This is a genomic window from Paraburkholderia sp. BCC1885 (genome assembly GCF_900996235.1).
Lineage (GTDB): Bacteria > Pseudomonadota > Gammaproteobacteria > Burkholderiales > Burkholderiaceae > Paraburkholderia.
Map to the genome: position 1 here is coordinate 71,587 of NZ_CAAJGM010000133.1, position 24,115 is coordinate 95,701.

Here is a 24,115-nt window from a genome sequence, read left to right on the forward strand (position 1 = left end):
AACACGCATGCATGAGGCACCCGGATGTCGTCAGTTTTCTACGATCGAGAAGATATTACGAAGTGGTTAGGGGCGAAAACCGTCGACAAGGCACGCGAGTATGTCGGCGCAGTCTCGAATCTGCGCTGGAACGACCGCACCCTGAGCGGCGAAGTGCAGGGTACCCAGCGCCATCCTTACTCGGTGGACGTCAAGTTTCACGATATCGGCGACGACCTGTGGGTGGAGGGCGATTGCTCCTGCCCCGTCGGGTTCCAGTGCAAGCACATGGCGGCCGTGCTGATGGCGGCGCTCGGCGAAGCCTCCGCGGACCAGAGCGCCGTGCGTCCCGAACTGGTCAGATGGCTGGAGACTTTCCGCGCCCATGCCGAAACCGAGCTGCCGGGCATCAGGCGGGGCAGCATCGCGCCGACTCATGCGCTGATTTACCGGCTCGGCTGGTCGCGCCACGAGCAGCGTCACGAGATCCAGTTGTTCAAGGGACGGCTCGGCGTGGACGGCGAGGTCCGCGCCATCGACGAGCCATGGAGCAACGTCGAAGCCGCTCTGATCAAGCCGCCCAAATTCGTTGCCGACGACGATCTCGTCATTCTGCGCAGCCTGTGGCTTGGCCATGCGCGCGACAACCGCGGGCAATTCATTCTGCGCGGCAACAGCGGCGGCGAGATTTTGCACCGGCTGATCGCAACCGGGCGGCTCTTTCCCGCGGCGTCCACGGATGCGGTTTTGAAGCGGCCGTTGCGCCCGCTGACGATGGGCACCACGCGGCCGGGGCGAATCGAATGGGAAACCCTGGCCGACAACCGTCTGCGCCCGGTCCTGTGCACTGAGCCGCCGGCTGCGATGGTGCTTGCCACCGAGCCCGTCTGGTATGTCGACGAAGAGGCCGGCGAAGCGGGCATTGTCGAGCTCTCCTTACCGTTCCAGCAACTGCCTGACTACCTGTCGATGCCGCCCATTTCGCTCGCGGAGGCACCTCTGGTGGCTGCCGTGCTGCGCGAGATCGCACCGGACTTGCCCCTGCCGCCCGCGCTCGACAACAGCAAAGTGCGCGTGATCGATACCGACCCGGTGCCGGTCATCGTACTCAACACGCAGCCGATGGGCGCGCTTGGTGTCGGCAAACCGGCCCAGCGCGATCATCTGCTGGACTTCGCCGCGGTCAGCTTCGATTACGAAGGCGTCAGCGTCAAGGCGGAAAGCCGCGCCACCGTGGTGCCGCTTCCGGGCGGCAACGTGATCCATATCCGGCGTCGCTACGACACCGAAAAACAGCGCCTGCTCGAATTACGCAAGGCCGGCCTGCAGGTGGTGCCGGCCAACGGCGCGTATTCCCGTCACGCCTTGCCGGAGACGCTGCTCGCCTTGCCCGACCCCGAGGCATGGTCCGAGTTCGTCGACGAAGCCGTGCCCGCGCTCGACAGCAAGGGCTGGCGGGTGACCGTCGCAGCGACTTTCCGTCACAACGTAATTGAAATCGATGCGATCGAAGGCACCGCGCGCCAGGCCGGCGACGGCTGGTTCGACCTCGAAATGGGCATCACGCTTGGGGATCGCACGGTGCGTCTGGAACCGCTGCTGGCGGGACTGTTCCGGCGCGACCGGCGCTGGCTCGGCGGCGGCCTCGACATGATCGACGATGAAGAGGATATCGAACTCACCACCGAGCGCGCCGAACGTCTGCGGTTGCGCGCGGGCCGTCTCAAACCGGTGGTGCGCGTGCTGGTCGATCTGTTCGACGGCCTCGGCAGCTGGAAAGGTGACGATAACCTCAGGATTCCTGAACTTGATGCAGGACGCCTCGCCGCGCTCACCGATACGGGCCGCTGGCAGTTCCAGGGCGACGACTCGATCCGCCGACTGGCGCAGCGTCTGCAGAACGGCGGCGGCGTGACCGAAGCGCCGTTGCCGCGCGGACTGCGGGCCGAATTGCGCACGTATCAGCATCAAGGGCTGAGCTGGATGCAGTTTCTGCGCGAGCATAACCTGGCCGGCATCCTCGCCGACGACATGGGCCTCGGCAAGACCGTCCAGACCTTGGCCCACGTGCTGGCGGAAAAGGAAGCCGGGCGCCTCGACCGTCCGGCGCTGATCGTCGTGCCCACTACGCTGGTGCACAACTGGCGCGAAGAAGCGCAGCGTTTTGCGCCGGATCTAAAGGTACTGGTGCTGAACGGGCCGCAGCGCAAAGAGCGTTTCGAACTGATCGGCCAGCATGATCTGATTCTCACCACGTATGCCTTGCTGTGGCGCGACCACGCGGTGTTGTCCGAGCACGAATATCACCTGCTGATTCTCGACGAGGCGCAATATGTGAAGAACGCCACCACCAAATCGGCCACGGCAATTCGCGATCTGCGCGCGCGGCACCGTTTGTGCCTGACCGGCACGCCGCTTGAGAATCACCTCGGCGAGTTGTGGGCGCAGTTCGATTTTCTGCTGCCGGGTTTTCTCGGCACGCAGAAAGATTTCGCCAAGCGCTGGCGCAATCCGATCGAACGCAACGGCGACGGCGTGCGACGCGAACTGCTGGCGCGGCGGATTCGTCCGTTCATGCTGCGCCGTCGTAAGGACGAAGTGGCGAAAGAACTGCCGGAGAAAACCACCATCGTGCGCAGCGTGGATCTGGAGGGTGCGCAGCGTGATCTGTACGAAATCGTCCGCACGGCGATGCAGGAAAAGGTGCGCGCCGCCGTCAACTCGCAAGGGCTCGCGCGTAGTCACATCATCGTGCTCGACGCGCTGCTCAAGCTGCGCCAGGTGTGCTGCGATCCGCGTCTCGTGAAGCTGGACAAGGCAGCGCGCGTCAAGGAATCCGCCAAGCTCGAACTATTGCTGGGGATGCTGCCGGCGCTGATCGAAGAGGGCCGCCGCGTGCTGCTGTTTTCGCAGTTCACAGGCATGCTGGACCTGATCGCGGCCGCGCTCGACAAGGCCGCCATCCCCTACGTCACCCTGACCGGCGACACCACCGATCGCGCCACGCCCGTGCAACGCTTCCAGCGCGGCGAGGTGCCGCTGTTCCTGATCAGCCTGAAGGCCGGCGGCGTCGGCCTGAATCTCACGGCGGCGGATACGGTGATCCACTACGATCCCTGGTGGAACCCGGCCGCCGAGAATCAGGCGACCGACCGCGCTCACCGGCTCGGCCAGGACAAGCCGGTGTTCGTCTACAAGCTGATCGCGGTGGGCAGCATCGAAGAAAAAATCGTCCGTTTGCAGGAGAAGAAGGCGGCGCTGGCGGACAGCATCCTCTCCGAAGATGCGGCCGGAGCGGTTAAATTCTCGGACGACGATCTCGAAGCCTTGTTCGCGCCCATGCCGGAGATCGCGCGCGCGAGCTGACGGCGCAGGCCCGCTGCAACACCTGCAATCAGGCGCGTGCGCAGCGGGCCGCCAAAGCCGGAACCGCACGCAATATGAATACCGTGCCGGTCCCGGCGGGTGAGCCGCGGGATAATCCTGGGCCGCCGTGGCGTATGCCTCGGCAGGGTCAACCGGTAAGATCGCAGCATCCGCGACGACTGGAAGCGAAAATGACTCGAAACCGGCGCTGGCTGCTTGCTGTGGTTGTGTCGACAGTGTCCTGGCTGGCCGCTTGCACGAGCGGCACGCCGTCCGCAAACGGCGAACCCCCATTGCCTTCCGCGGATGAAGTGACCCGCCGCTGCCTCGTGCGCGCCACCGCCAACGGCGCATCCCGTCCGGCGCTCGACCAGCTCAATGCCGTGCAATGGCGCATGTATGTCGGTTGTGCGCTGTCCAGCAATCTGTCCGTCGCGTCGACCAGTGTGCCGGACAACCCCGAGGGCGTGGTGTCGATCCATTTCGATTCGGCCGGCGCCGTGAGCTCGGTGGGGCAACTCGGTTCGAGCGGCAACCCGGCATGGGACGCCGCGATCCAGCGCGCAATCGCCGCCGCCTCGCCCTTGCCCGCGATCCACGCGTCGCACGAAATTTCCCGCGTCGATCTGCATTTCCGGCCGCAACCGCAACCGCGCGGCATCGGCGGCAGCACCGGGCTGACCGGGGAAAGCCACTGGTCGGTCCATCACTGCAACACGGTGGGCAGCGCCACGGCATGCGATTGAGCGGAACGCGAGTGCTGCGCGAATCGGCACAATTGACAATCGATCTAACAATCTTTAAACGATTTAAATTGAGACTGTTCTTATACTGTCCCGACAGATTGTAAATATCTGTTGATATTCACAGCAGGGCATGACGAATAAGTATGCGAATTGCATCGCGCTGGGCGGCATGGCGTGACGGCTGTTGCGTCGCTTAACGAGGAACCGGATGTTTTTTAGACCGCGCACGACGCGCATTCCGTTCACGGCGAACGAGCAGAAGCGCAAAGCGGGACAACGCCTGCAGCGCATCGAATTCGACCTGACGAGCGACCGTCACGCGCGGGCGGCGACCGAAGCCTATGCGGATGCGTGCGCCGTCGATATGCCTTGGCTTGCCGAATGGCTGCGCGAATCGTCGGCGCCGGGCGCGGGGGATCTGAGCGCCTGCGCGGCCACGGTGCGGCGCGTGTTCGGCCTCGCGCAGGACTGGGCGGCGGCCCAGCCGGACTACGCGCACAGCGCGTGGGAGCATGTACGGATTCATCTCGAGGCGGCGCTGAGCCGTCGCCCAAAGCCGCAGGACGATGCGGAAAACGACGACAGCGAGGACGAGGCGTATCGCCTCGCGCCCGCCAGGACAGGTTAGACGGGGCCAGCGGGAACGCGTCACGGCGCGAGTGAGACCAGTTGTATAACCCGGCGATACGTCCGGTGAGCGGCCCCGGCAGGCCGGTCGAAGAATCTGAGAGACGGCTCGCGCGTGTGAGCCGATACCGGATGGCAGGCGATTGGCATTCGGAAGGGGATGGCTGTTTTCGATTATGATGAAAAAGCCTATTCACGCCATGTGACGAGGCAAGTTGCGCTCCATTTTTGAGATATGCCGAATACCTGTTTTAAACGGGGTTCAGGATGCGTGACTCATAACCGATAAATAGCATTGTCGATGGGGGAATCCGTTGACTCGTTGACCGGCCATCCAGATACGAATAACGGTGTTGCGATGCGGGGTGTTATGAGAATTGCAGTCCTGGATGACGATCCGGCTCAGGCGGATCTGGTGTGTCAAACCCTTTCGGCCGCTGGCCACGTTTGCCACGCGTATGCCGAAGGCCGTGCGCTCGTGCGCCAGCTCAGGCGTCAGACGTTCGATCTGCTGGTGCTGGACTGGAATGTGCCTGACATGTCCGGCGAAGAAGTGCTGCGCTGGGTTCGGGAGAGCCTCTCCGAGCGTTTGCCGGTGCTGTTCATGACGAGCCGCAGCCGCGAAACTGACATCACCTCGATCCTCAATACAGGGGCGGACGATTACGTCGTCAAGCCGGTGTCGGCGGGCGTGCTGCTGGCGCGCGTCGGCTCGCTATTGCGGCGCGCCTACATGCTCAATACCACCGCGCTCAAGGAAGTGTTCGGGGAATACGAATTCGATCTGAGCGCCAAGCACGTGCTGGTGCGCGGCACCGCCGTCGCGGTCACGCAAAAGGAATTCGACCTGGCGCTGCTGCTGTTCCAGCACCTGAGCCGGCCGCTGTCGCGCGCCCATATCCTCGACGTGATCTGGAAGCAGGCCACTGAAATCCCGTCGCGTACCATGGATACGCACGTCTCCATGTTGCGCAGCAAATTGGGCCTGCGGCCCGAAAACGGTTATCGCCTGACGCCGATCTACGGCTACGGCTACCGGCTCGAGCGTATCGAAACGGGGGCGGTGTGAGCTTGTCCGCTGCCATGCTGCCGGCCCGTCGGCCGGCGGGAAACACGCGCCGTGCGCTCGCGGCGCTGGTGCCGTGCCTCGCCGTGGCGCTCGGGTTTGCGCCCGCGCTGGCTAACGCGCGTAACGCGCGCAAGAACCATAGCGAGCCCGTCGTCACGGTGACTTACACGACCGAGGCGGGCGACACGCTGTATGAAATCGCCGCGCGCTACCTGCGCGACTCGCACGACTGGGCCGTGCTCAGCCGCCTCAACCACGTGCCCGCGCCGCGCCGTCTACAGGCCGGCATCGAGATCAAGCTGCCGGCCGCGTTGCTGCGCGAAGACACCGAATCCGCCCGCGTCGTGACGGCGAGCGGCCCGGTCGAGCGGGCTTTCGGCGCCGGTCCCTATACGCCGCTCGCGCCCGGCATGTTGCTCGGTGAAGGCGATCGGCTGCGCACCGGCCACGAGGGCTTCGTGACGCTGGAACTCGCAGACGGCTCGCACGTGACGGTCTCGCAGGACGGCATGGTCGAGATCGGCAAGCTGCGTCAGACGGTGGTGACAGGTGCGTCGGACCACGTCATCAATCTGCAGCACGGCGAGGTCGACAGCGAAGTCACGCATGCGACCAGGAAAGACGACCGCTTCCAGATCCGTTCGCCTTCCGTGGTGGCCGGCGTGCGCGGCACGCGCTTTCGCGTGAACTACGACGCCGGCCAGCAGCAGACTTCCGTGGAGGTGCTGGACGGCGCGGTCGGCGTAGATTCGGGCAACGTAGCCGCGCCGGCGCCGGGCGTGCCCTTGCAGGCGTCAGAGCAACTCGTCGCGGCACGCTTCGGCAATGTCTCGAACGCCGGCGGTGCAATCGGCGCGCCGGTCGAATTGCTGAGCGCGCCGGCCTTGGCCGATCCCGCCAGGGTCCAGGATGGCCAGACGGTCGCCTTCGATCTCGTGCCGGACAGCCGCGCAGCCGGCTACCGCGTGCAGATTGCGCGCGATGCGGACCTGCTCGACCTGATCCGCGATCAGCCGGTTAGCGCGCCCCACGCCGATTTCGGCGCGCTGCCCGACGGCACCTACTTCGTGCGCATCTCGGCCATCGCTCGCAACGGTCTCGAAGGTCTGCCGCAGACCTATAGCTTCGAGCGGCGCCAATTGGGCCTGTCTGCCTCGGCGACGCCGCGCCCCGGCACGCGCGACTACACGTTCCGCTGGTTCGCGAGCCGCCCGGGCGTGGAGACGCGCTTTCGCTTCGTGCTCGCCGCGACGGCCGATCTGCGCAAGCCAATTGTGGATCGACCGGATCTGCCGGCCGGCGAGATCGTGGTGACGGATCTGCCGCGCGGCGTTTATTATTGGACGGTAATTGCCGAGCAGTTCGAAAACGGCCGGTTCTACGAGAAGGGCAGTGCCGTCCGGTCGTTCACGCTTGCCCGTTAGGACGCTAACCTCCACGCATGAGCCTTGATCCGCGTGCACGACTAGGCCGGCCGGCTGGCCGGCGCTTCCTGTTCGAATGGGGCGCGCTCGGCTGTCTCGGTGTCGCGGTCATCCTGCTGAGCGCGCTCGGCCGCTGGACGGCGGGCATCGATCATCTGGTCTATGACCGTTTTCTCGCGCTGCACGCGCAGCCTGCGCTCGCCGATATCGTGGTGGTCGAAATCGACAACGCCAGCATCGAGCGGCTCGGCCACTGGCCCTGGCCGCGCAGCGTGCATGCGAATCTGTTGACGCAACTGGCCAGGGCGCAACCCGCTGCGGTCATCTACGACGTGCTGTTCACCGAGGCCGCCGCGGATGACGCGCAACTGGCCCGCGCCATCGCCCTGAGTCCGACCTATCTGCCGGTGCTGCTGAGTGCCGCGGACCACGACGGCGCGCGGGTCGTCGTGAAGCCGGTGGCGCCGCTCGCGGCCGCGGCGGCCGGGCTCGGCCACATCAACCTGGAAGTCGACGGCGACGGCATCGTGCGCAGCGTCGCCCTGTTCGAAGGCGATGCCCATTCGCGCTGGCCGCAACTGATGGTGCCGGTCTGGCGGGCGATCCGCAGCGGCGCGATTGAGCCGACTCCAGCCATCGCCGGCCTCGCCGGTGAGCGCGACCGCACGCTGGAGAAACTCGACGAGGCGCGCTTTCTGATTCCGTTCAACCGCAATGCCGCGAGCTACGCGCATGTGTCGTTCGCCAGCGTCGTGGCGGGCGAGGTGCCGCCCGAGCGGTTGCGTGGCCGCCTCGTGCTGATCGGCGTGACGGCGTCGGGTCTTTACGACCGCTTTGCGACGCCGGTCTCGGGCGAGCTGGGTCCGCTGCCGGGCGTCTACATCCACGCCAACCTGCTGGATACGCTGTTGACCGGCCGCGCCATCGACCCGGTCGCCGCCGCGCCCCTGGTGCTCGTTTCGCTGGTGCCGCTGGTCGCGCTGCTGGCGGGCTTTCTCGTGCTGTCGCCGCGCCGTTCGTTGCTGCTGACGGTCGGGCTAGGCGTGCTCGTCACGGGCGGCAGCGCCGCCTTGCTTTACGGTGCGCGGCTGTGGATGTCGCCGGCGCCCGCCGTGGTCGGGCTGATCGTGGTGTATCCGGTGTGGAACTGGCGGCGCCTCGAAATGACCATGGCGTATCTGCGCCAGGAACTGCAGCGCCTCGCCGACGAACCGCATCTGCTGCCGGAAACGCCGCCACGCCGCCGCGAGTTCGGCGGCGACGTGCTGGAACAGCATATGGCGCTGATGGCTCAGGCCGCCCAGCGCGTGCAGGACATGAAGCGTTTCGTGTGGGATAGCCTCGATAGCGTCCCCGAGCCGATTCTGGTGAGCGACGTGCGTGGCGTCGTGCTGATCGCCAACCACGCGGCGACCGCGCATTTCGCGCGGCTCGGCGCGCTCGCGCCGCAAGGCCGGTTAATGCGTGACGTGTTAGGCGGTCTGGCCTTCGTGAAGACGATCGACGCCGGCGGCGAGGCCGATACGCAGCGCGATGCGGAGCGCGACGGGCGGGCGCGCAGCCACTGGCCGGCCATTCTCGATCCGACCCGGCTCGAATTCGCGGACCTGATGGCGCAAGGCATCGAAGTGCGCGACCTCGCCGAGCGCGATCATCTGTTGCGCTATGCCGTCTGCACTAACGAGGAAGGCGAGGTGACCGGCTGGATCGCGGGCCTCGTCGACGTCAGCGCGCTGCACGCCGCCGAGCGGCAACGCGAGGACGCCTTGCGGCTGTTGTCGCACGACATGCGCTCGCCGCAGGCCTCGATTCTGGCGCTGGTGGAGATCGAACGGGCGCGCGTCGAGTCGGACCATGTACATGAGTTGCTCGAACGCATCGCGCGCTACTCGCGGCGCGCGCTCACGCTCGCCGACGATTTCGTGCAACTGGCGCGCGCGGAATCGCAGGCCTATGTGCTCGAAGCGCTCGACCTGAGTGAGCTGACCATCGACGCCAGCGACGAGGTCTGGCCGCAGGCTCACGCCAAGCAGATCCAGATGGAGACCGCAGCCGAAAACGACGCCGCCTGCTGGATCTGCGCCGATCGCTCGCTGATGACGCGGGCGCTCGTCAACATCATGAACAACGCGGTCAAATATAGCCCGCCCGAGACGCGCATCGTCTGCACGGTCGGGCTGGCGCAGGGGCTGCCGGCGCGCGTGCAATGCACGATTCGAGACCAGGGCTATGGCATTCCGCTGGAGCAGCAGAGCCGGCTGTTTCAGCGTTTCCGGCGTTTTCACGAGAACGAACAGCCGGAGACCGGCGGCGCGGGCCTCGGCATGGCCTTCGTCAAAACCGTCGTCATGCGGCATGGCGGCGAGGTGCAGGTCGTCAGTGCGCCGGGCAAAGGCACCGCGTTTACCGTGCTTTTGCCGGCCCTCGACGAGACACAACTCGAGCAACTGTGATGGATATTCTGCAATCCTTATAAGCGAGAAAACGATGCGAGCTACGCTGATATTCGCTGCGCTGATCGCAGCAAGCCTGACCGTAAGCCTGACAGGATGTGCCGGCGTGAGCGCCGACGTGCGGGCGTCGCCTGCGGCCACGCCGATGGAGGGCGAGCACAGTTACGCGCTGGCGCGTTCGCCCTTGCAGGACGGCAGCCCGGATCATACGGAATACGAAACATTGATTCGGACTGAACTGGGTAAGTACGGATTCGCCGACGTCGCCCAGCAGCACGCGCATTATCTGCTTTCGATTGCCTATGATACGCGGCCGGCGGCAGTGGGTGTGGGCTCATCGTCCGACTGCGCGCAGACCGGATGCGGCGATTCGGGCGAGGCGTCGTTTTCGCTCTTCGGCGGTCGTTCGTACCGGCATTCGTTGACGCTGCGATTCTTCGAGCAGACCAACGGCCGCGAAGTCTACAAGGTAAGCGCCGCGAGCCAGGATCACGACGCCGATCCCCTGCACGCGATTCCGTATCTGGTGAAAAGCGCGCTGGCGCAATTCCCTTTCGCGGACCATCCCGACTGGCGGGTGAAACTGCGCGCCGACGCGACGGGTGGCGGGCCGCAGGTCGTGTCGGTCAAGCCGGTGCAGCGCTGAGCTGTTAAACCTTGGCAGGCTCCGTGCTGGGCCGCACTGCGTTATTCGGGCTTGAGATCGCCCTCGGGCCAGCGGTTTTCAAACACGCAGTCGGCTAGCGGCAGACGGCTGGCCCAGCGTTCGGTTTCCAGCATGGGTTCGGCGTAAAACGCGTCGACGTGACCGAGACAAAGAATCGCCACCGGCCGCGCACCTGCTGGCATATGCAGCAGGGCGCGCACGGCGTCGACCTCGAACAGCGACACCCAGCCCATGCCCAGGCCCTCGGCGCGCGCCGCGAGCCACATGTTCTGGATCGCGCAGGCGACGGAGGCGAGATCCATCTCCGGTAAAGTTCGGCGTCCGAAGATATGCTTTTCGCGGCCATCCATCAGCGCCATCACCAGCAGTTCGCCGCACTCCAGCATGCCCTCCACCTTGAGCTTCATGAACTCATCGCGCCGCTTGCCGAGTGCGTCGGCGGTGGCAAGCCGTTCGCGCTCCACGGTTGCATGCAAGGCGAGCCGTAACGCCGGATCGGTGATGCGCGCGATCCGCCACGGCTGCATGAAACCGACGCTCGGCGCATGATGTGCCGCGTCGAGCAGGCGCGTGAGCACGGCCGGGTCTACAGGGTCGGGCAGGAAGTGGCGCATGTCGCGCCGCTCATGAATGGCGCGGTAGACGGCCTCGCGGTCGGAATCGTTAAAACGCTGCGCCATTGAACAGGGCGGCCGCGAAGGCCGGGTTGGAAGGCCAGTAGGCATGCATATAGGTGGCGACGATCGGGCCGGCACGGAACACGGCTTCGCCTGCCGCGCCGCCTTGCGCGCGGATGGCCGTGCGCTCGGGTGTGAGCGGCGTCGTCAGCTTCGAGTAGTGAAACGTATGACCGGTCATGGTGCCGTGGATGCCGTCGAGCTGCTGCATGCCGAGTGCGGCGAAGCGCGTCTGCATGGTGGCATGGCCGGGCAGCAGGCCGAGCATCGGCGTGGTCGCGCCGTGGGTGTCGGTGAGTTGCTCTAGCAGATAGAGCATGCCGCCGCATTCGGCGACGACAGGTTTTCCAGCCGCGACATGCGCGCGTATCGTATGGGCGCTCAGCGCGCTATGAGCGAGCGTCGCCGCATGCAGTTCCGGATAGCCGCCGGGCAGATAAACGGCATGGACGCCTTCCGGCACGGGCTCGTCGGCCAGCGGCGAGAAGTGACTGACTTTGGCGCCAAGGGCTTCGAGCAGCGTGAGGTTGGCCGGATAGATAAACGAAAAGGCCGCGTCGCGGGCAATAGCGATGTGTTTTCCATCCAGCAGACGCGGTAATTCATTGCGTTCAGACAACGACGGCGCACGGAAATCCACGGCAGGCGGCAACAAGGCAAGCGGCGTTTGCGCGAGCACGTCCGCGGCACGCTCGAGCCGCGCATCGAGATCGTCCACTTCCCCTGCCTGATGCAGACCGAGATGCCGCTCGGGCAATTCGATCGCTGCGTCGCCGGCAATATATCCCATCCAGCATAAGTCGTCCGGCAGCGCCGCCTGCAGCATTTGCGCGTGACGCGTCGAGCCGACGCGGTTGGCGAACACGCCGTAAAAGGGCACCTCTGGCCGAAAGCGCGCAAGCCCGAACGCGAGCGCGGCGAATGTCTGCGCCATCGCCTTGGCCGAGATCACCGTGACAACGGGCACGCCGAACGTGGTGGCGAGATCGGCACTGCTCGGCGTGCCGTCGTAGAGTCCCATCACGCCTTCGATCAGGATCAGGTCGGCCTCGGCGGCGGCCTGTGCCAGCAATTCACGACACGCCTCTTCGCCCACCATCCACAGGTCGAGCGAGAGCACCGGCGCGCCGCTGGCGTGGGCGAGGATCATCGGGTCGAGAAAATCCGGGCCGGTCTTGAAGACACGCACGCGCCGCCCCTGGCGCCGATGGTAACGGGCGAGGCCGGCGGTGATCGTGGTCTTGCCCTGACCGGAAGCCGGCGCGCTGATGAACAGGGCGGGACAGGACGGCATGGCTCAGAATTCCACGCCGCGCTGCGCCTTGACGTGCTGCTCGCGGTACGGATGCTTGACGGCGCGCATTTCCGTCACCAGATCGGCTGCTTCAATCAGCGCCTCGGGCGCGTGGCGGCCGGTGATCACCACATGCAGCATCTCGGGGCGCGCGTTGACGACGGCCAGCACTTCGTCGAGCGGCAGGTATTCGTATTTCAGCACGGTGTTCAGCTCATCGAGAATCACCATTTGATACTCGCCGCTTTCGATCATCCGGCGTGCTTCGTCCCAGCCTTTACGCGCGGTTGCGATGTCGGCATCCCGGTTTTGGGTATTCCACGTGTAGCCGTCGCCCATCGTCACGAAATCGCATTGGGCGATCTTGCCGAGGAAATCGCGCTCCGAGGTGTGCAGCGCCCCTTTGATGAACTGGACGACGCCGAGGCGCATGCCATGCCCGAGCACGCGCACGGCCATGCCGAACGCCGCCGTGGTTTTACCCTTCCCGGTACCGGTATTGACGATCAGCAGACCCTTTTCGAGGTTCGCTTCGGCCTGCTTTTTTTCGTGGCCTTCGCGACGCCGCTGGGTCATGCGCTGATGCGATTCGGTGTCGGTTTTCATGGAAGGTCCTGTTGGCTGGGTTCTAAAGTTTGGGGTGTTGAGCCTGCATCGCGCGCATCCGCTGCATTCGCTGCGACCGCAACCGTTACGCCGTCGAGCACCATCTTCCGCACGATCAGGCGGCCATGAGGCGCGGCAAGCAACGCACAGGGTTCGCACACGCCGTCTATGCCCAGATGTTTGCGCGCAGCAGCGGACGGCATGGGCAACGGCACGGATAAAGCGGCAATTTCCTCGCGGCTGAAAGCCAGCAAAGGCAGCCCATGTCGCGCACAAAATTCGCGCAGACCGGGTTCATCCGCTTTGGATTCGATGGTCGCGATGCAACGAATGGCTTCGAACGAAACGGCGCCGAGCGCCTGTCCAACCGCAGCCGCAATCTGCTCAGCCGAAACGTGCCGCCTGCAACCGATCCCGACGTCAAGCGAGGCCACCTGGCTCATGGTTTGGCTCATACGGTGCTCCTGTTACGCATCCTGCTTGCGGTTCGACTGCACCCGCGCGACCGGGTGCCGGCGCCAAATGCGCGCATACGATAGCACAAGCCGCGCGCGCCGCGCAGGCCGCGTTTCCTTGACGCGCCGGGCTCGCGGGCCTAAACTCCCAGCCACTTTGGTGCTCGCGTGCGCGTTCCTGCGCGCGCAGTTAAACGGGAAACAGGGCGTCCACTTTCACGAGACCGGACTAACCTGTGCTGCCCCCGCAACGGTAAGCGAAGGCATCGCGCAAGCGGTGCAGAGCCGGCTTCAGTGTCTGCGCGCAAGGTCGCGCAGGCATGCAACCACTGGGCGAGAAAACACTCGTCTGGGAAGGGGAAGCGGCGCTTTCGCCAGCCCGGATACCGGCCAGGGAAGAGGGTTGGCGCCGCGGGGATGCGGCGTGTCGTCCCCGACTTCATTGCTGCGCTTCTTTACTGCTGCAGCGCCCGAATACCGTCCCCGCGTTTCGTCTGTTCAATTCCCGCGCCTGCGAGTCGGCACTCATCGGCACTCAATTGGCACACTATCGGCAATCTCTCTGGACGGATTAACCATGCAGAACCCCATGCGCAAAATCCCCGTCACCGTGGTGACCGGTTTCCTCGGCAGCGGCAAAACCACGCTGCTGCGGCACATTCTTCAGCACGCAGGCGGCAAACGGATTGCGGTGATCGTCAACGAATTCGGCGAACTTGGCATTGACGGCGAGATCCTCAAGGGCTGCGGCATCGGCTGCGATGAAAACGGCAACGAGACCGAAGGCCAGTTGTACGAACTCGCCAATGGCTGCCTGTGCTGCACCGTGCAGGAAGAATTTTTTCCGGTGATGGAAAAGCTGGTGGAACGGCGCGAGCAGATCGATCACGTGCTGATCGAAACCTCCGGCCTCGCATTGCCCAAGCCGCTGGTGCAGGCCTTCAACTGGCCGGCCGTCAAGAACAGCTTCACCGTGGATGCGGTGATCACGGTGGTCGATGGGCCGGCCGCCGCGAGCGGCCAGTTCGCCGACAATCCGGTAGCGGTGGACGCGCAGCGCAAGGCCGACGCGAATCTCGATCACGAATCGCCGCTGCATGAGCTGTTCGAAGATCAGTTGTCCGCGGCGGATCTGGTGATTCTCAACAAGACGGATCTGCTCGACGAGGCGCAGCAAGCCGCAGTTGAAGCGTCGATCCGCGCAGAGATTGCGCCGCAGGTAAAGGTGGTGCGCGCGCAGATGGGGCAACTGGACCTGCACACCTTGCTCGGCCTCGAAGCGGAATCGGAAGCCACCATCCATCTGCGTCACGATCATCACGGCTCCGCGGAAGACGCCGACCATCATCACGACGAGTTCGATTCGGTGGTAGTCAAGGCCGAAGCCCCGTCGCGCGAGGCCGTGATCGCGGCGCTGCAAAGCCTCGTGGAAAACCACACGATCTATCGCGTCAAGGGGTTTGCTGCCTTACCCGGCGCGCCGATGCGTCTGGTGATTCAGGGCGTGGGGCGTCGCTTCGACAGCTATTTCGACCGTCGCTGGCAGGCAAGTGAAAAGACCAGCGAAAAAAGCGGCGAACCGCAGCAGAGCCGCTTCGTGCTGATTGGCGAAGACCTCGACCAGGCCGCGCTGCAAAGCGCATTCGATGCCGCGTTGAAGGCTGAAATGCAACCGGCGCAACCAGCGCAACACGCACAGCAGGCGTAAGCGGCCATGCATCTGCTGCGCACCACGCCGGGCGGTTTCGTCGACGATACCCAGGGCGTCATCCGCATCGATCAGCGGCCCGCCGAGATCGTGGTGCTCAGTTCGGCCGACACGACGCTGTCGTTGCTCGCGAGTGTCGTGCCGCGTCTTGGAGCCGGTTTTCCGAGCGTGCGCCTTGCGAATGTCACTTACCTGCGGCAACCGGCTTCGGTGGATTTCTACGTCGAGGACGTGCTGCAGCATGCGCGCGTCGTGGTGGTGGATCATCTGGGCGGCGAGGCGTATTGGCCTTACGGCATCGAGCAGGTGGTGGCGCTGGCCGCACGCAAGCAGCAACTGCTGGCCATGTTCTCCGGCGACTTGCAGGAAGATCCGAACCTGCTCGCGCGCAGCACGGCCGATGCCGCGCTTTGCCATCAGTTGTGGCGTTATCTGCGTGAAGGCGGTGCGCAAAATGCCGAGGCTTTTTTGCGTTGCATCGCTTACCGCTCGTTGGATTGGGGACGCGAGCCCGCCGCGCCGCGCGTGTTGCCGGCGGCGACGCTTTATCATCCGGAGCACGAGACGCCGACTATCGCGGACTGGCAGGCGCGCTGGCATCGCGACGCGCCGGTGGTGGCGATCCTGTTTTACAAGGCGCATCTGCAGGCCGCCAATACGGCCGTGTTTGATGCGCTGATCGAAGCGCTGGAAGCACAGGGCCTGAATCCCTTGCCGATTGCGCTGACCTCGCTCAAAGACGCCATGAGCCGCCAGGTCCTGCAACAGCTGTGCGCGCAACATGACGTCGCCCTGGTGCTGAACACGACGGCGTTCGCAGCGAGTGCGATCGACGACCCCGAGCCGCTTGCGCTCGCCGGCGACGCCCCGGTGCTACAGGTGATCCTGAGCGGCGGCAATCGCGCGGACTGGCTGAAGGACAATCAAGGCCTCAATTCGCGCGATATCGCCATGCATATCGCGCTGCCCGAGGTGGACGGCCGCATCATCACGCGCGCGATCAGCTTCAAGGGACTGGCGTACCGTTGTCCGCACACCGAAGTGGACGTGGTGCGGTATCAGCCCGATCACGAGCGGGTCGGCTTTCTCGCGGAACTGAGCCGCCGCTGGTGCCGCCTGCGCACCCTTGCCAACGCGGACAAAAAAGTCGCCCTGATCCTTGCCAACTATCCGATGAGCGAAGGGCGCATCGGTAATGGCGTGGGGCTCGATACGCCGGCGTCGGTGGTGGGGATTCTTGAAATGCTGGCGGCCGAAGGCTATCGCCTGGCCGAGCTACCCGCGGATGGCGACGCCTTGCTGCGCAAGCTGACCGAGGGCGTGACCAACGATCCGGTGGTGCGCGATCTGCGACCCGCCTTGCAGAGCTTCGCGCTCGACGATTACCTCGCGCATTTCGCACACCTGCCCGCAGAAGCCAGAGATGCCCTGAATGCACGCTGGGGTCCCCCCGAACAGGACCCGACCTTAAGGCGCGGCCGCTTCATGATTTCGGGCTGGCGCTGCGGCCACGTGTTTGTCGGCATCCAGCCGTCGCGTTCGCGCGAGCAGGGCGATTACGCCAGCTATCACGATGCGGATCTGGTGCCGCCGCATGCCTATCTGGCGTTCTATTTCTGGCTGCGGGATTCGTTCGGAATCGATGCGGTGCTGCACGTCGGCAAGCATGGCAACCTCGAATGGCTGCCCGGCAAGAGCGTCGCATTGAGCAATGCGTGCTGGCCCGATCTGATCCTCGGGCCGCTGCCGCATCTGTACCCGTTCATCGTCAACGATCCGGGCGAGGGCAGCCAGGCGAAGCGGCGCGCCCAGGCCGTGATCATCGATCATCTGATGCCGCCACTCACCCGGGCCGAAAGCTATGGACCGTTGCAGGATCTCGAACGCCAGGTTGATGAGTATTACGAAGCATTGATGGTCGACCCGCGCCGCTCGAAGCTGCTGCGGCGCACTATTCTTGCGACCATCGTCGAACATCGTCTGCATGACGAATTAAGTCTACAAGAGCCGGACGGGCAGGATGCCGAAGACGCGCTGCTCACCCGCGTGGATGCCTGGCTGTGCGAACTGAAGGAAGCGCAGATCCGCGACGGCTTGCATACCTTTGGCCGCTCTCCCGAGGGCATGCAGCGACGCGATACCTTGCTGGCGCTGGGACGCTTTCCGGTGGGCGATGGACGCGGCGCCAAGGCGGGACTGGTCGATGCCCTGGCGCGCGATCTAAAGCTGGATCACCTGTTCGATCCGCTGTCGGCAGATTGGGCGGCGGTGTGGGACGGTCCACGACCGGCAGTGTTGCAACAGATCAGCGCCGCCCCCTGGCGGCATAACGGCGACACGCGCGAGCGGCTGGAATTACTCGCCGCCGAGATGCTGGGCGCGATATGCGAGCGTGATGGCAATCCCCACGTCACACTCCCCCTTCAAGGCGCATTGCCGCAAACCGAACTCGTGCTCGAACGCCTGCGCACTGACATCCTGCCGCGTCTCGATGCCTGCGGTGCGGAAGAAATGCGCCACCTCAGACGTGGACTGGAAGGCCGTTTCGTGCCGGCAGGTCCAAGCGGCTCGCCTTCGCGCGGACGGCCCGACGTGCTGCCCACCGGCCGCAATTTCTATTCGGTCGACACGCGCGCCGTTCCCACTCAGGCTGCCTGGTCGCTCGGACTGAAGTCGGCGCAACATCTGCTTGAGCGTCATCTGCAGGAGCATGGCGATTATCCACGCGCAATCGGCCTGTCCGTGTGGGGTACCGCGACCATGCGCACCGGGGGCGACGACATCGCCCAGGCGATGGCCTTGCTCGGAGTACGGCCCAGGTGGGCGCCCGGCAGCCATCGCGTGACCGACTTCGAGATCATGCCCATGGAGGTCTTTGACCGGCCGCGTATCGACGTCACCTTGCGCGTCTCCGGTTTCTTCCGCGACGCCTTCGCCAACGTGATGCACCTGTTCGATGCTGCCGTGCAAGCGGTCGCCGAACTCGACGAACCCGAGGACATCAATCCGATTCGCGCGCGTGTGCTGCGCGAACGCGACGCCCTCGTCGCGCGCGGCATGGACGCCGCCGAGGCGCGCCGGCGCGCCGGCTGGCGCGTCTTCAGCGCGAGGCCAGGCGCGTATGGCGCGGGCTTGCAGGAGATCATCGACACCCAGCAATGGCAGACCGACGCCGATCTGGCGAATGCCTACCAGGCATGGGGCGGTTACGCTTACACGCAGAAAAGTGGCGGCGAAGCAGCGCATCAGGCATTCGGCACGCGTCTCGCGGCCATGGACGTGGTGCTACAAAACCAGGACAACCGCGAGCACGACGTGCTCGATTCGAACGACTACTACCAGTTCCAGGGCGGCATGGTCGCCGCCGTGCGGCATCTGGCCGGCAATCAGCCGCACGTGTATCACGCGGACCATAGCAATCCAGATGCGCCACGTGTACGCACGCTGCGCGAGGAAATCGCCAGCGTCATCCACTCGCGCGTCGTCAACCCGAAGTGGCTCGACGGCGTGAAGCGTCACGGCTACAAAGGCGCGGCGGAAATCGCGGCGACCGTCGATTATCTCTACGGCTACGATGCGACGGCGCGCGTGATTGCCGATCATCAATATGCTTTGGTAACCGAAGCATATCTGAACGACGCCAATACCCGCGAATTCATGCAGCAACACAATCCGCACGCACTTCATTCGGTGTGCGAACGGCTTCTCGAAGCGATGCGGCGCGGCTTGTGGCAGGCGCCGGGCGACTATCGTGCGCAAGTAGAACAGCATCTGCTCGCGAGCGAGCAATTCATCGAAGGAACCCGACCATGAATGCAGCGAGCGAACCGCGCGATCCGTCCACCAGAGCCGCCTTTCCATTCACCGCGCTGGTCGGGCAAGCGCCGCTGCAACAGGCCCTGCTGCTGGCCGCGATCGATCCGGGTCTCGGCGGCGTGCTGGTGAGCGGTCCGCGCGGCACCGCCAAATCGACCGCCGCGCGCGCGCTCGCCGAACTGCTGCCCGAAGGGCAACTGATCACCTTGCCGCTCGGCGCGAGCGAGGACCGGCTGATCGGCACGCTCGATATCGAAAGCGCGCTGCGTGACGGCGCCGTGCGCTTTTCGCCGGGCTTGCTGGCGAAGGCACATCGTGGCGTGCTGTATGTCGACGAGGTCAACCTGTTGCCCGACGCGCTGGTCGATGCCTTGCTCGATGCGGCCGCGAGCGGCGTGAACACCGTCGAGCGCGACGGCATTTCGCATAGCCATGAGGCAAGTTTCGTGCTGATCGGCACGATGAATCCCGAGGAAGGCGAGTTGCGGCCGCAATTGATCGACCGCTTCGGCCTGATGGTCGAACTGGAAAACTGTTTCGATCCGGCGGTGCGGCAGCAGATCGTCAAGGCGAGACTCAGCTTCGATCTCGATCCACCGGCGTTTCGCGCCGCTTACGCACCGCAGCAGGCGGCACAGGTGCAGCGGATTCGCGCCGCGCGGGCCGCGCTGCCGGGACTCGGTTTCGATGACGCCGTGCATGCGCATGTCAGCGCGCTGTGCATTGCGGCTGCTGTCGACGGCCTGCGCGCCGATCTGGTGATGTTGCGCGCCGCGCGCGCGCTGGCCGCGCTCGAACAGGCCGCCAAGGTGACCACCGGGCATGTCGATCAGGTATCCGAAGCAGTTTTGTATCATAGGCGGCATATCGGCAATGCACCTTCACAGCAGCAGCGCTCGCCCGAGCGCGGCGAAGAAGGCGCTGCGTCGTCGAACGAGGCTGATGCAGCAAATGCCGCCGCCACAAACCAGGAAAGCGAGTGGGGCTACCTGCCGCCCGAGCCAACCGGTATCACTGCCGTCAAAGGCGTGATCCCGCTCACCGCAAAAAAACGCTGAGCCATCGGGACGGTGCCGCCGCTGGCTTACGCAGCGGTTTTCGATGGCGCAAAGGCGCGCAGGGGACATGGGCTCACGATCAGGCGCAGGGGCCGAGCCGGCGCATCGCCTGGCCGCAGACTCTCGCCGCGAAGCGCGAGGCGCATCTGCAAGCAAAACATCTGCGCTTCGTGCCGACCGCGCCGCGCGGCGGCGTGCTGCATTGCTTCCTGCTAGATTGCTCCGGGTCTATGTTGACGGCGCAGCAGCTGGCGCTTGCCAAAGGGCTGCTGGTTGCGCTGCTCGATCACGCGGGCAAGGCGCGTGCCGATGCGGCGCTGGTGTGCTTTGGCGGCACAGGAGCACAGGTGCGTTTCGGTCCTGCGGTGCCGCGCTGGTGGAACGAACGTTGGCTGCAGCCGGTTGGCGGCGGTGGCGGCACGCCATTCGCCGCAGGCGTGCGCGAGGCCACGCAATTGCTGGAGCGCGCCGCACGCCGCAAGCCTCTGCAACAACGCTGGCTTTGGATACTGACCGACGGCCGCAGCGGCGACATGCCCGCGCGGCCGGCCGATGTCGATCAGGTGGTGTTCGTGGATTTCGAGCAGGGCGCGATCCGGCTAGAACGCTGCGAACAGCTTGCGAAGGCCTGGGGCGCGACGTATGTCACGCCGGAAGAATTGATCGATTGAGCGGCGCGCGTTTCAACTCGTACTCGGGCGTGCCGCTCTTGTCTCGAGCAAATCGTTCTACTTGCCGCCGTTGGTCCAATACAGCACGTCGTCCTGCCGGTCGAAGACGAACACTTTCATTGCCATCTGCTGGGCCGTGTCGAGCCGGTCGAACTCGATCCCATGCACAGCGGGCTCGCCGGGCAAGCCTTTTTGCACGTTGCGGATCACGGCGCTGGTTTCGACGAGCGTGTCGAGGTCTTTGGACTTGAGACGGAACGCGACGCGCAGACGGTCGCCCACCTGGCCAAGCACCCACGAAGCGGTGAGGGACATGCCGAGCGCGCTCACGCCTTTCGCGAGACCCAGCCCTTCATACGACTCGCCGGTCTCGCCGATGCCGTAACGCACGGCGAGCCGCGCGCGCACCCGGATCGATTTGCGCTCGCGCAGACGACGGATCACGCCCGGTTTCGACAGAACGACATAGTCGAAGGGCAACTGACAGACCGCCTCGACCGTGCAGACGAAGCGGAACACCGCGTGACTGGCGATTGCAACGATCTCCACGTTCTCGCCGACCCCAAGCTGCAAGGGCTTGCCCTCGAACAGCGGCGGCGTGGTGAAGAGCGTCTCATTGGGCGCGAAGCCAATGATGCGGCACGGATGCATGGGCGCGGCACTGCCGATCTGCTGACGCACACCCACCAGCGCCCCGATCGTCAGGTGCATCTCTTTGACGGAGAGCGGCTCCGACGGGTCGGGCTTGGCGGCCGCGCCGGCAGCGGCCGAGCCGGGCAGATCGGGTGCGCCACCGCGATGCGGACGGAAGTTGTCGAACAGAAACTTGCGTTCCTCGACGCCCGCCAGAATCGCGCCGGCATCGAACAGCAAGGTTCCGTCGCTATCGACGACAGGCCAGTCGAGCGGCGTGCCGACCGGTACGGTATCGAGGGTAAGCGCGGCCGGCGCTGCCCCGACGGGTGATTCCACGATATCTTCGTTCATTGGTTTTAGTAGCGAAGGAATGAGCGGATAGCTGTTATTAACGACTTGGTGAGGGAAAAATTTAATGCCTTATTGGCCTGCGCCGATATGGCGGATCAATTGTTTTTATAAAAATCGCCGTTTGCGAAGCGCCGATAACCCGACCGCTTCAGCCTGAATCTGGTATCCGCCTTAATCATAAAACCCACTGTGAGCGTCATTCGACGGCGCCGCCGCGCAAAACTCAACTGGCAAGCTGCTCGCGCATCCACTCATAAAACGCCAGAATCTCGGGCTCGCGCGGATGATGCTCGCGCCAGCTGACAAAATATTCGAGCGAGGCCGGCACGCACACCGTGCCGATCTGCACCAGCGCGCCTTGTTCGATTGCATCGCGCACCAGCAGGCGCCGCGCCGTCACGGCGCCCTGGCCGGCGATGGCGGCCTGCAGCAAGGAGTCCGGATTGTCGAAGATCGGGCCGAAAGTGGGCTCGTGCAGGGGCAGGCCGGCCGCTTCGAGCCAGTCGCGCCAGGAGCGATGGGCGAAGCGCAGCATCGGCAGTTTGCGGGTGTCGGCCACCCGGAAGTTCGGAATCCGCGCCAGCAGCGCCGGGCTGACCACCGCAATCAGTTGATCGTCGATCAGCTTGTGGGACACGAAACCCGGCTCATTGACCGGCTTGTGCCAGATGCCGAGATCCGCGGTGTAAGGGTCGGGCGGCACGATCTGGGCGTGCACCCGCAGCATCAGTTCGATATGCGGGTATTGGGTCGCAAAGCCGTTCAGCCGGCGGATCAGCCAGTTGCCGGCGAGGTCCGACATCGCGCTCACCTCCAGACGCACCGTGCCGGCCCGGTCGCCCGCCCGCGCCTCGGTGAGGGCGTCCTCGATCTCCGCGAGGCCGACCCGCACGCGCTCGGCCAGACGCGCGCCGACGCTGGTGGGGATCATGCGCGCGCCCACCCGGCGAAATAGCGGCGTGCCTAGCGCGTCTTCGAGATTGCGCAGGTGATGGCTGATCGCGCTGTGCGTCAGGTTCAGTTCGTCGGCGGCGCGCGTGAAACTGCGATGCCGGCAGGCGGCTTCGAGGGCGCGCAGCGCCTGCAGGGGAGGGAGCGGTTTGAACATGATGTCAAATTCTACTCACAATAGTGGCAAAAACGTTTCGTTGGCTTTCAGTTTCGTCGCCAGGGACAATGAATGCCCGATTCGTGTGCTCAGGTTTCCCACTATGTCGAAAGGATTGCGTGTATTCGTCCTGTTTGCCTGCGGGTATTTCATTTCATATGTCTTTCGCGGCATCAATATCGAATTCGCGCCGTTTATGGCGCGTGACATCGGTTTGTCGGCGGCGGATCTCGGTGTCCTGACGAGTCTTTATTTTCTCGGTTTTGCGGGCGCGCAATTGCCAGCCGGGGTGCTGCTCGATCATTTCGGCGCGCGCCGGGTCGCCGCTCTCCTGTTGCTGGTCGCGGCCGCCGGCGCCGCCGTATTCGGCATGGCGCACAACCTTGCAACCCTGATGCTGGGGCGGCTTCTGATCGGCATTGGCGTGTCGGTGTGTCTCGGCGGGGCGTTCAAGGCACTGGCGCAGTGGTTTCCGGTTCAGCGTTTGCCGCTGCTCAACGGCCTGGTGATGGCCGTGGGCGGCTTCGGCGGCGTCGTGGTGGGCTCGCCGCTGAACTGGCTGTTGAGTTTTACGGACTGGCGTGTGGTCTGTTTCGGCCTGACGGCGGCGAGTGTCGCGACCTCGGCGGCGATCTGGTTCGGTGCGCCCGATGCGGCGAACACGCACCGGCAAGCGGGACTCGTCGAGCAATTGCGCGGCGTCGGCCACATACTGCGCAGCGCCACGTTCTGGAAAATCGCGTCGCTGTCCGGCATGGCGCAAGGGGTCTTCTACGGCATGCAATCGCTGTGGATGGCGCCGTATATGCGTGACGTGATCGGCCTCTCCGCGCATGCCACGGCGTCGCTGGTGTCCGTAGTGGCGCTCGCGATGATGGCGGGCTGCGTGGGGTTCGGTGCGATCGCGCGCCGTCTGGAGCGCTATGGCATCAGTTTGTCGGTGTTTTCGGGTGTGGGCATGCTGCTGTTCATCGGCGTTCAGGGCGCCATCATGGCCCGCGTGCCGGTGCCCGCCGCATGGTTGTGGGCGGCATATGGCGTCTTCGGCGGCTCGGGCATTCTCAGCTATGCCGTGCTGGCCGAATACTTCCCGAGTCATCTGATCGGCCGCGTCAACACCACGCTGACGCTGGTGATGTTCGTGTTGATCTTTTTGTGCCAGACGGGCGTCGGCGCGTTGCTGAGCCTGTATCCGGCACGGATGGCGGCAGATGGGGCGCATTATCCCGCCGCGGCGCATTTGACCGCATGGGCGGTACTTGGGGTCTTGCAGATTCTCGGCGCGCTCTGGTATTTCTGGCCGCGGGGACGCGCGGCGAGGGCGGTTGTGCGGGGAGCGCAGGCCGGTTGAATTACGGTGGATCGAGGCGGCCGAATCGCCTCGCCTGCGTGGTTCTGTGCCGG

Annotated in this window: 18 protein-coding genes and 1 riboswitch; of the genes, 12 read left to right on the forward strand and 6 right to left on the reverse strand. The window is 64.8% G+C overall.

Features of this window, described 5'->3' with window-relative positions:
- Window positions 1-24: 24 nt before the first annotated feature.
- The 7 genes from FQ755_RS14005 to FQ755_RS14035 all read left to right on the forward strand — a co-directional run bounded on the left by FQ755_RS14005 (window position 25) and on the right by FQ755_RS14035 (window position 10,310).
- The gene (locus FQ755_RS14005) at window positions 25-3,345 is read left to right on the forward strand and encodes a DEAD/DEAH box helicase (protein ID WP_144155100.1); all 3,321 of its coding nucleotides are present in this window, start codon (window positions 25-27) and stop codon (window positions 3,343-3,345) included.
- Between the two features lie 191 nt (window positions 3,346-3,536).
- Window positions 3,537-4,091, forward strand: coding sequence for a TonB C-terminal domain-containing protein (locus tag FQ755_RS14010; protein ID WP_186308521.1), 555 nt, complete (start codon window positions 3,537-3,539; stop codon window positions 4,089-4,091).
- Window positions 4,092-4,299: 208 nt separating this feature from the next.
- Complete coding sequence (locus tag FQ755_RS14015) at window positions 4,300-4,719, forward strand: hypothetical protein (protein WP_260858571.1); 420 nt, start codon at window positions 4,300-4,302, stop codon at window positions 4,717-4,719.
- A 369-nt stretch (window positions 4,720-5,088) separates the two neighbouring features.
- The gene (locus FQ755_RS14020; protein ID WP_144155104.1) at window positions 5,089-5,787 is read left to right on the forward strand and encodes a response regulator transcription factor; all 699 of its coding nucleotides are present in this window, start codon (window positions 5,089-5,091) and stop codon (window positions 5,785-5,787) included.
- Between the two features lie 14 nt (window positions 5,788-5,801).
- On the forward strand, window positions 5,802-7,211 hold the full coding sequence (locus FQ755_RS14025; RefSeq protein ID WP_144155206.1) for a FecR domain-containing protein: 1,410 nt from the start codon (window positions 5,802-5,804) through the stop codon (window positions 7,209-7,211).
- A gap of 17 nt (window positions 7,212-7,228) precedes the next feature.
- On the forward strand, window positions 7,229-9,664 hold the full coding sequence (locus FQ755_RS14030) for a CHASE2 domain-containing protein (RefSeq protein WP_144155106.1): 2,436 nt from the start codon (window positions 7,229-7,231) through the stop codon (window positions 9,662-9,664).
- 34 nt (window positions 9,665-9,698) lie between these two features.
- Window positions 9,699-10,310, forward strand: a complete 612-nt coding sequence (locus FQ755_RS14035) for a DUF4136 domain-containing protein (RefSeq protein ID WP_144155108.1) — start codon at window positions 9,699-9,701, stop codon at window positions 10,308-10,310.
- Between the two features lie 41 nt (window positions 10,311-10,351).
- On the opposite strand, the gene bluB is transcribed toward FQ755_RS14035, so the two are convergent.
- The 4 genes from bluB to FQ755_RS14055 are packed head-to-tail and all read right to left on the reverse strand — an operon-like array spanning window position 10,352 to window position 13,363.
- On the reverse strand, window positions 10,352-11,011 hold the full coding sequence (gene bluB / locus FQ755_RS14040; RefSeq protein ID WP_144155110.1) for a 5,6-dimethylbenzimidazole synthase: 660 nt from the start codon (window positions 11,009-11,011) through the stop codon (window positions 10,352-10,354).
- The gene (locus tag FQ755_RS14045) at window positions 10,995-12,302 is read right to left on the reverse strand and encodes a cobyrinate a,c-diamide synthase (RefSeq protein WP_144155112.1); all 1,308 of its coding nucleotides are present in this window, start codon (window positions 12,300-12,302) and stop codon (window positions 10,995-10,997) included. The genes bluB and FQ755_RS14045 overlap by 17 nt, the downstream gene beginning before the upstream one ends.
- 3 nt (window positions 12,303-12,305) lie before the next feature.
- Entirely contained in the window at window positions 12,306-12,908 is a 603-nt protein-coding gene (gene cobO, locus FQ755_RS14050) for a cob(I)yrinic acid a,c-diamide adenosyltransferase (RefSeq protein ID WP_144155114.1), read from the reverse strand.
- Entirely contained in the window at window positions 12,905-13,363 is a 459-nt protein-coding gene (locus FQ755_RS14055) for a cobalamin biosynthesis protein (RefSeq protein WP_409937509.1), read from the reverse strand. The genes cobO and FQ755_RS14055 overlap by 4 nt, the downstream gene beginning before the upstream one ends.
- Window positions 13,364-13,504: 141 nt before the next feature.
- Window positions 13,505-13,773, forward strand: a riboswitch (cobalamin riboswitch).
- Between the two features lie 167 nt (window positions 13,774-13,940).
- On the opposite strand from FQ755_RS14055, the gene cobW reads away from it, so the two are divergent.
- The 4 genes from cobW (at window position 13,941) to FQ755_RS14075 (ending at window position 20,616) form a co-directional block, all read left to right on the forward strand.
- Window positions 13,941-15,071, forward strand: coding sequence for a cobalamin biosynthesis protein CobW (cobW, locus tag FQ755_RS14060; RefSeq protein WP_144155116.1), 1,131 nt, complete (start codon window positions 13,941-13,943; stop codon window positions 15,069-15,071).
- Between the two features lie 6 nt (window positions 15,072-15,077).
- Window positions 15,078-18,884 (forward strand): cobaltochelatase subunit CobN, encoded by a 3,807-nt coding sequence (gene cobN, locus FQ755_RS14065; protein WP_144155118.1) that lies wholly within the window; start codon window positions 15,078-15,080, stop codon window positions 18,882-18,884.
- Window positions 18,881-19,945: an ATP-binding protein gene (locus FQ755_RS14070; protein ID WP_144155120.1), complete on the forward strand. Its 1,065-nt coding sequence runs from the start codon at window positions 18,881-18,883 to the stop codon at window positions 19,943-19,945. The genes cobN and FQ755_RS14070 overlap by 4 nt, the downstream gene beginning before the upstream one ends.
- A 104-nt stretch (window positions 19,946-20,049) precedes the next feature.
- A complete protein-coding gene (locus FQ755_RS14075; RefSeq protein ID WP_186308525.1) occupies window positions 20,050-20,616 on the forward strand; it encodes a vWA domain-containing protein in 567 nt (188 codons plus the stop codon).
- A 57-nt stretch (window positions 20,617-20,673) separates the two neighbouring features.
- Here the strand turns inward: FQ755_RS14075 and FQ755_RS14080 are convergent, their stop codons facing one another.
- Together FQ755_RS14080 and FQ755_RS14085 are read right to left on the reverse strand one after the other, a co-directional pair.
- Entirely contained in the window at window positions 20,674-21,603 is a 930-nt protein-coding gene (locus tag FQ755_RS14080) for a flagellar brake protein (protein WP_144155122.1), read from the reverse strand.
- A gap of 223 nt (window positions 21,604-21,826) precedes the next feature.
- Window positions 21,827-22,711, reverse strand: coding sequence for a LysR substrate-binding domain-containing protein (locus FQ755_RS14085; RefSeq protein ID WP_144155124.1), 885 nt, complete (start codon window positions 22,709-22,711; stop codon window positions 21,827-21,829).
- Window positions 22,712-22,814: 103 nt separating this feature from the next.
- Between FQ755_RS14085 and FQ755_RS14090 the strand changes: the two genes are divergently transcribed.
- Complete coding sequence (locus tag FQ755_RS14090) at window positions 22,815-24,062, forward strand: MFS transporter (RefSeq protein WP_144155126.1); 1,248 nt, start codon at window positions 22,815-22,817, stop codon at window positions 24,060-24,062.
- Window positions 24,063-24,115 lie beyond the last annotated feature (53 nt).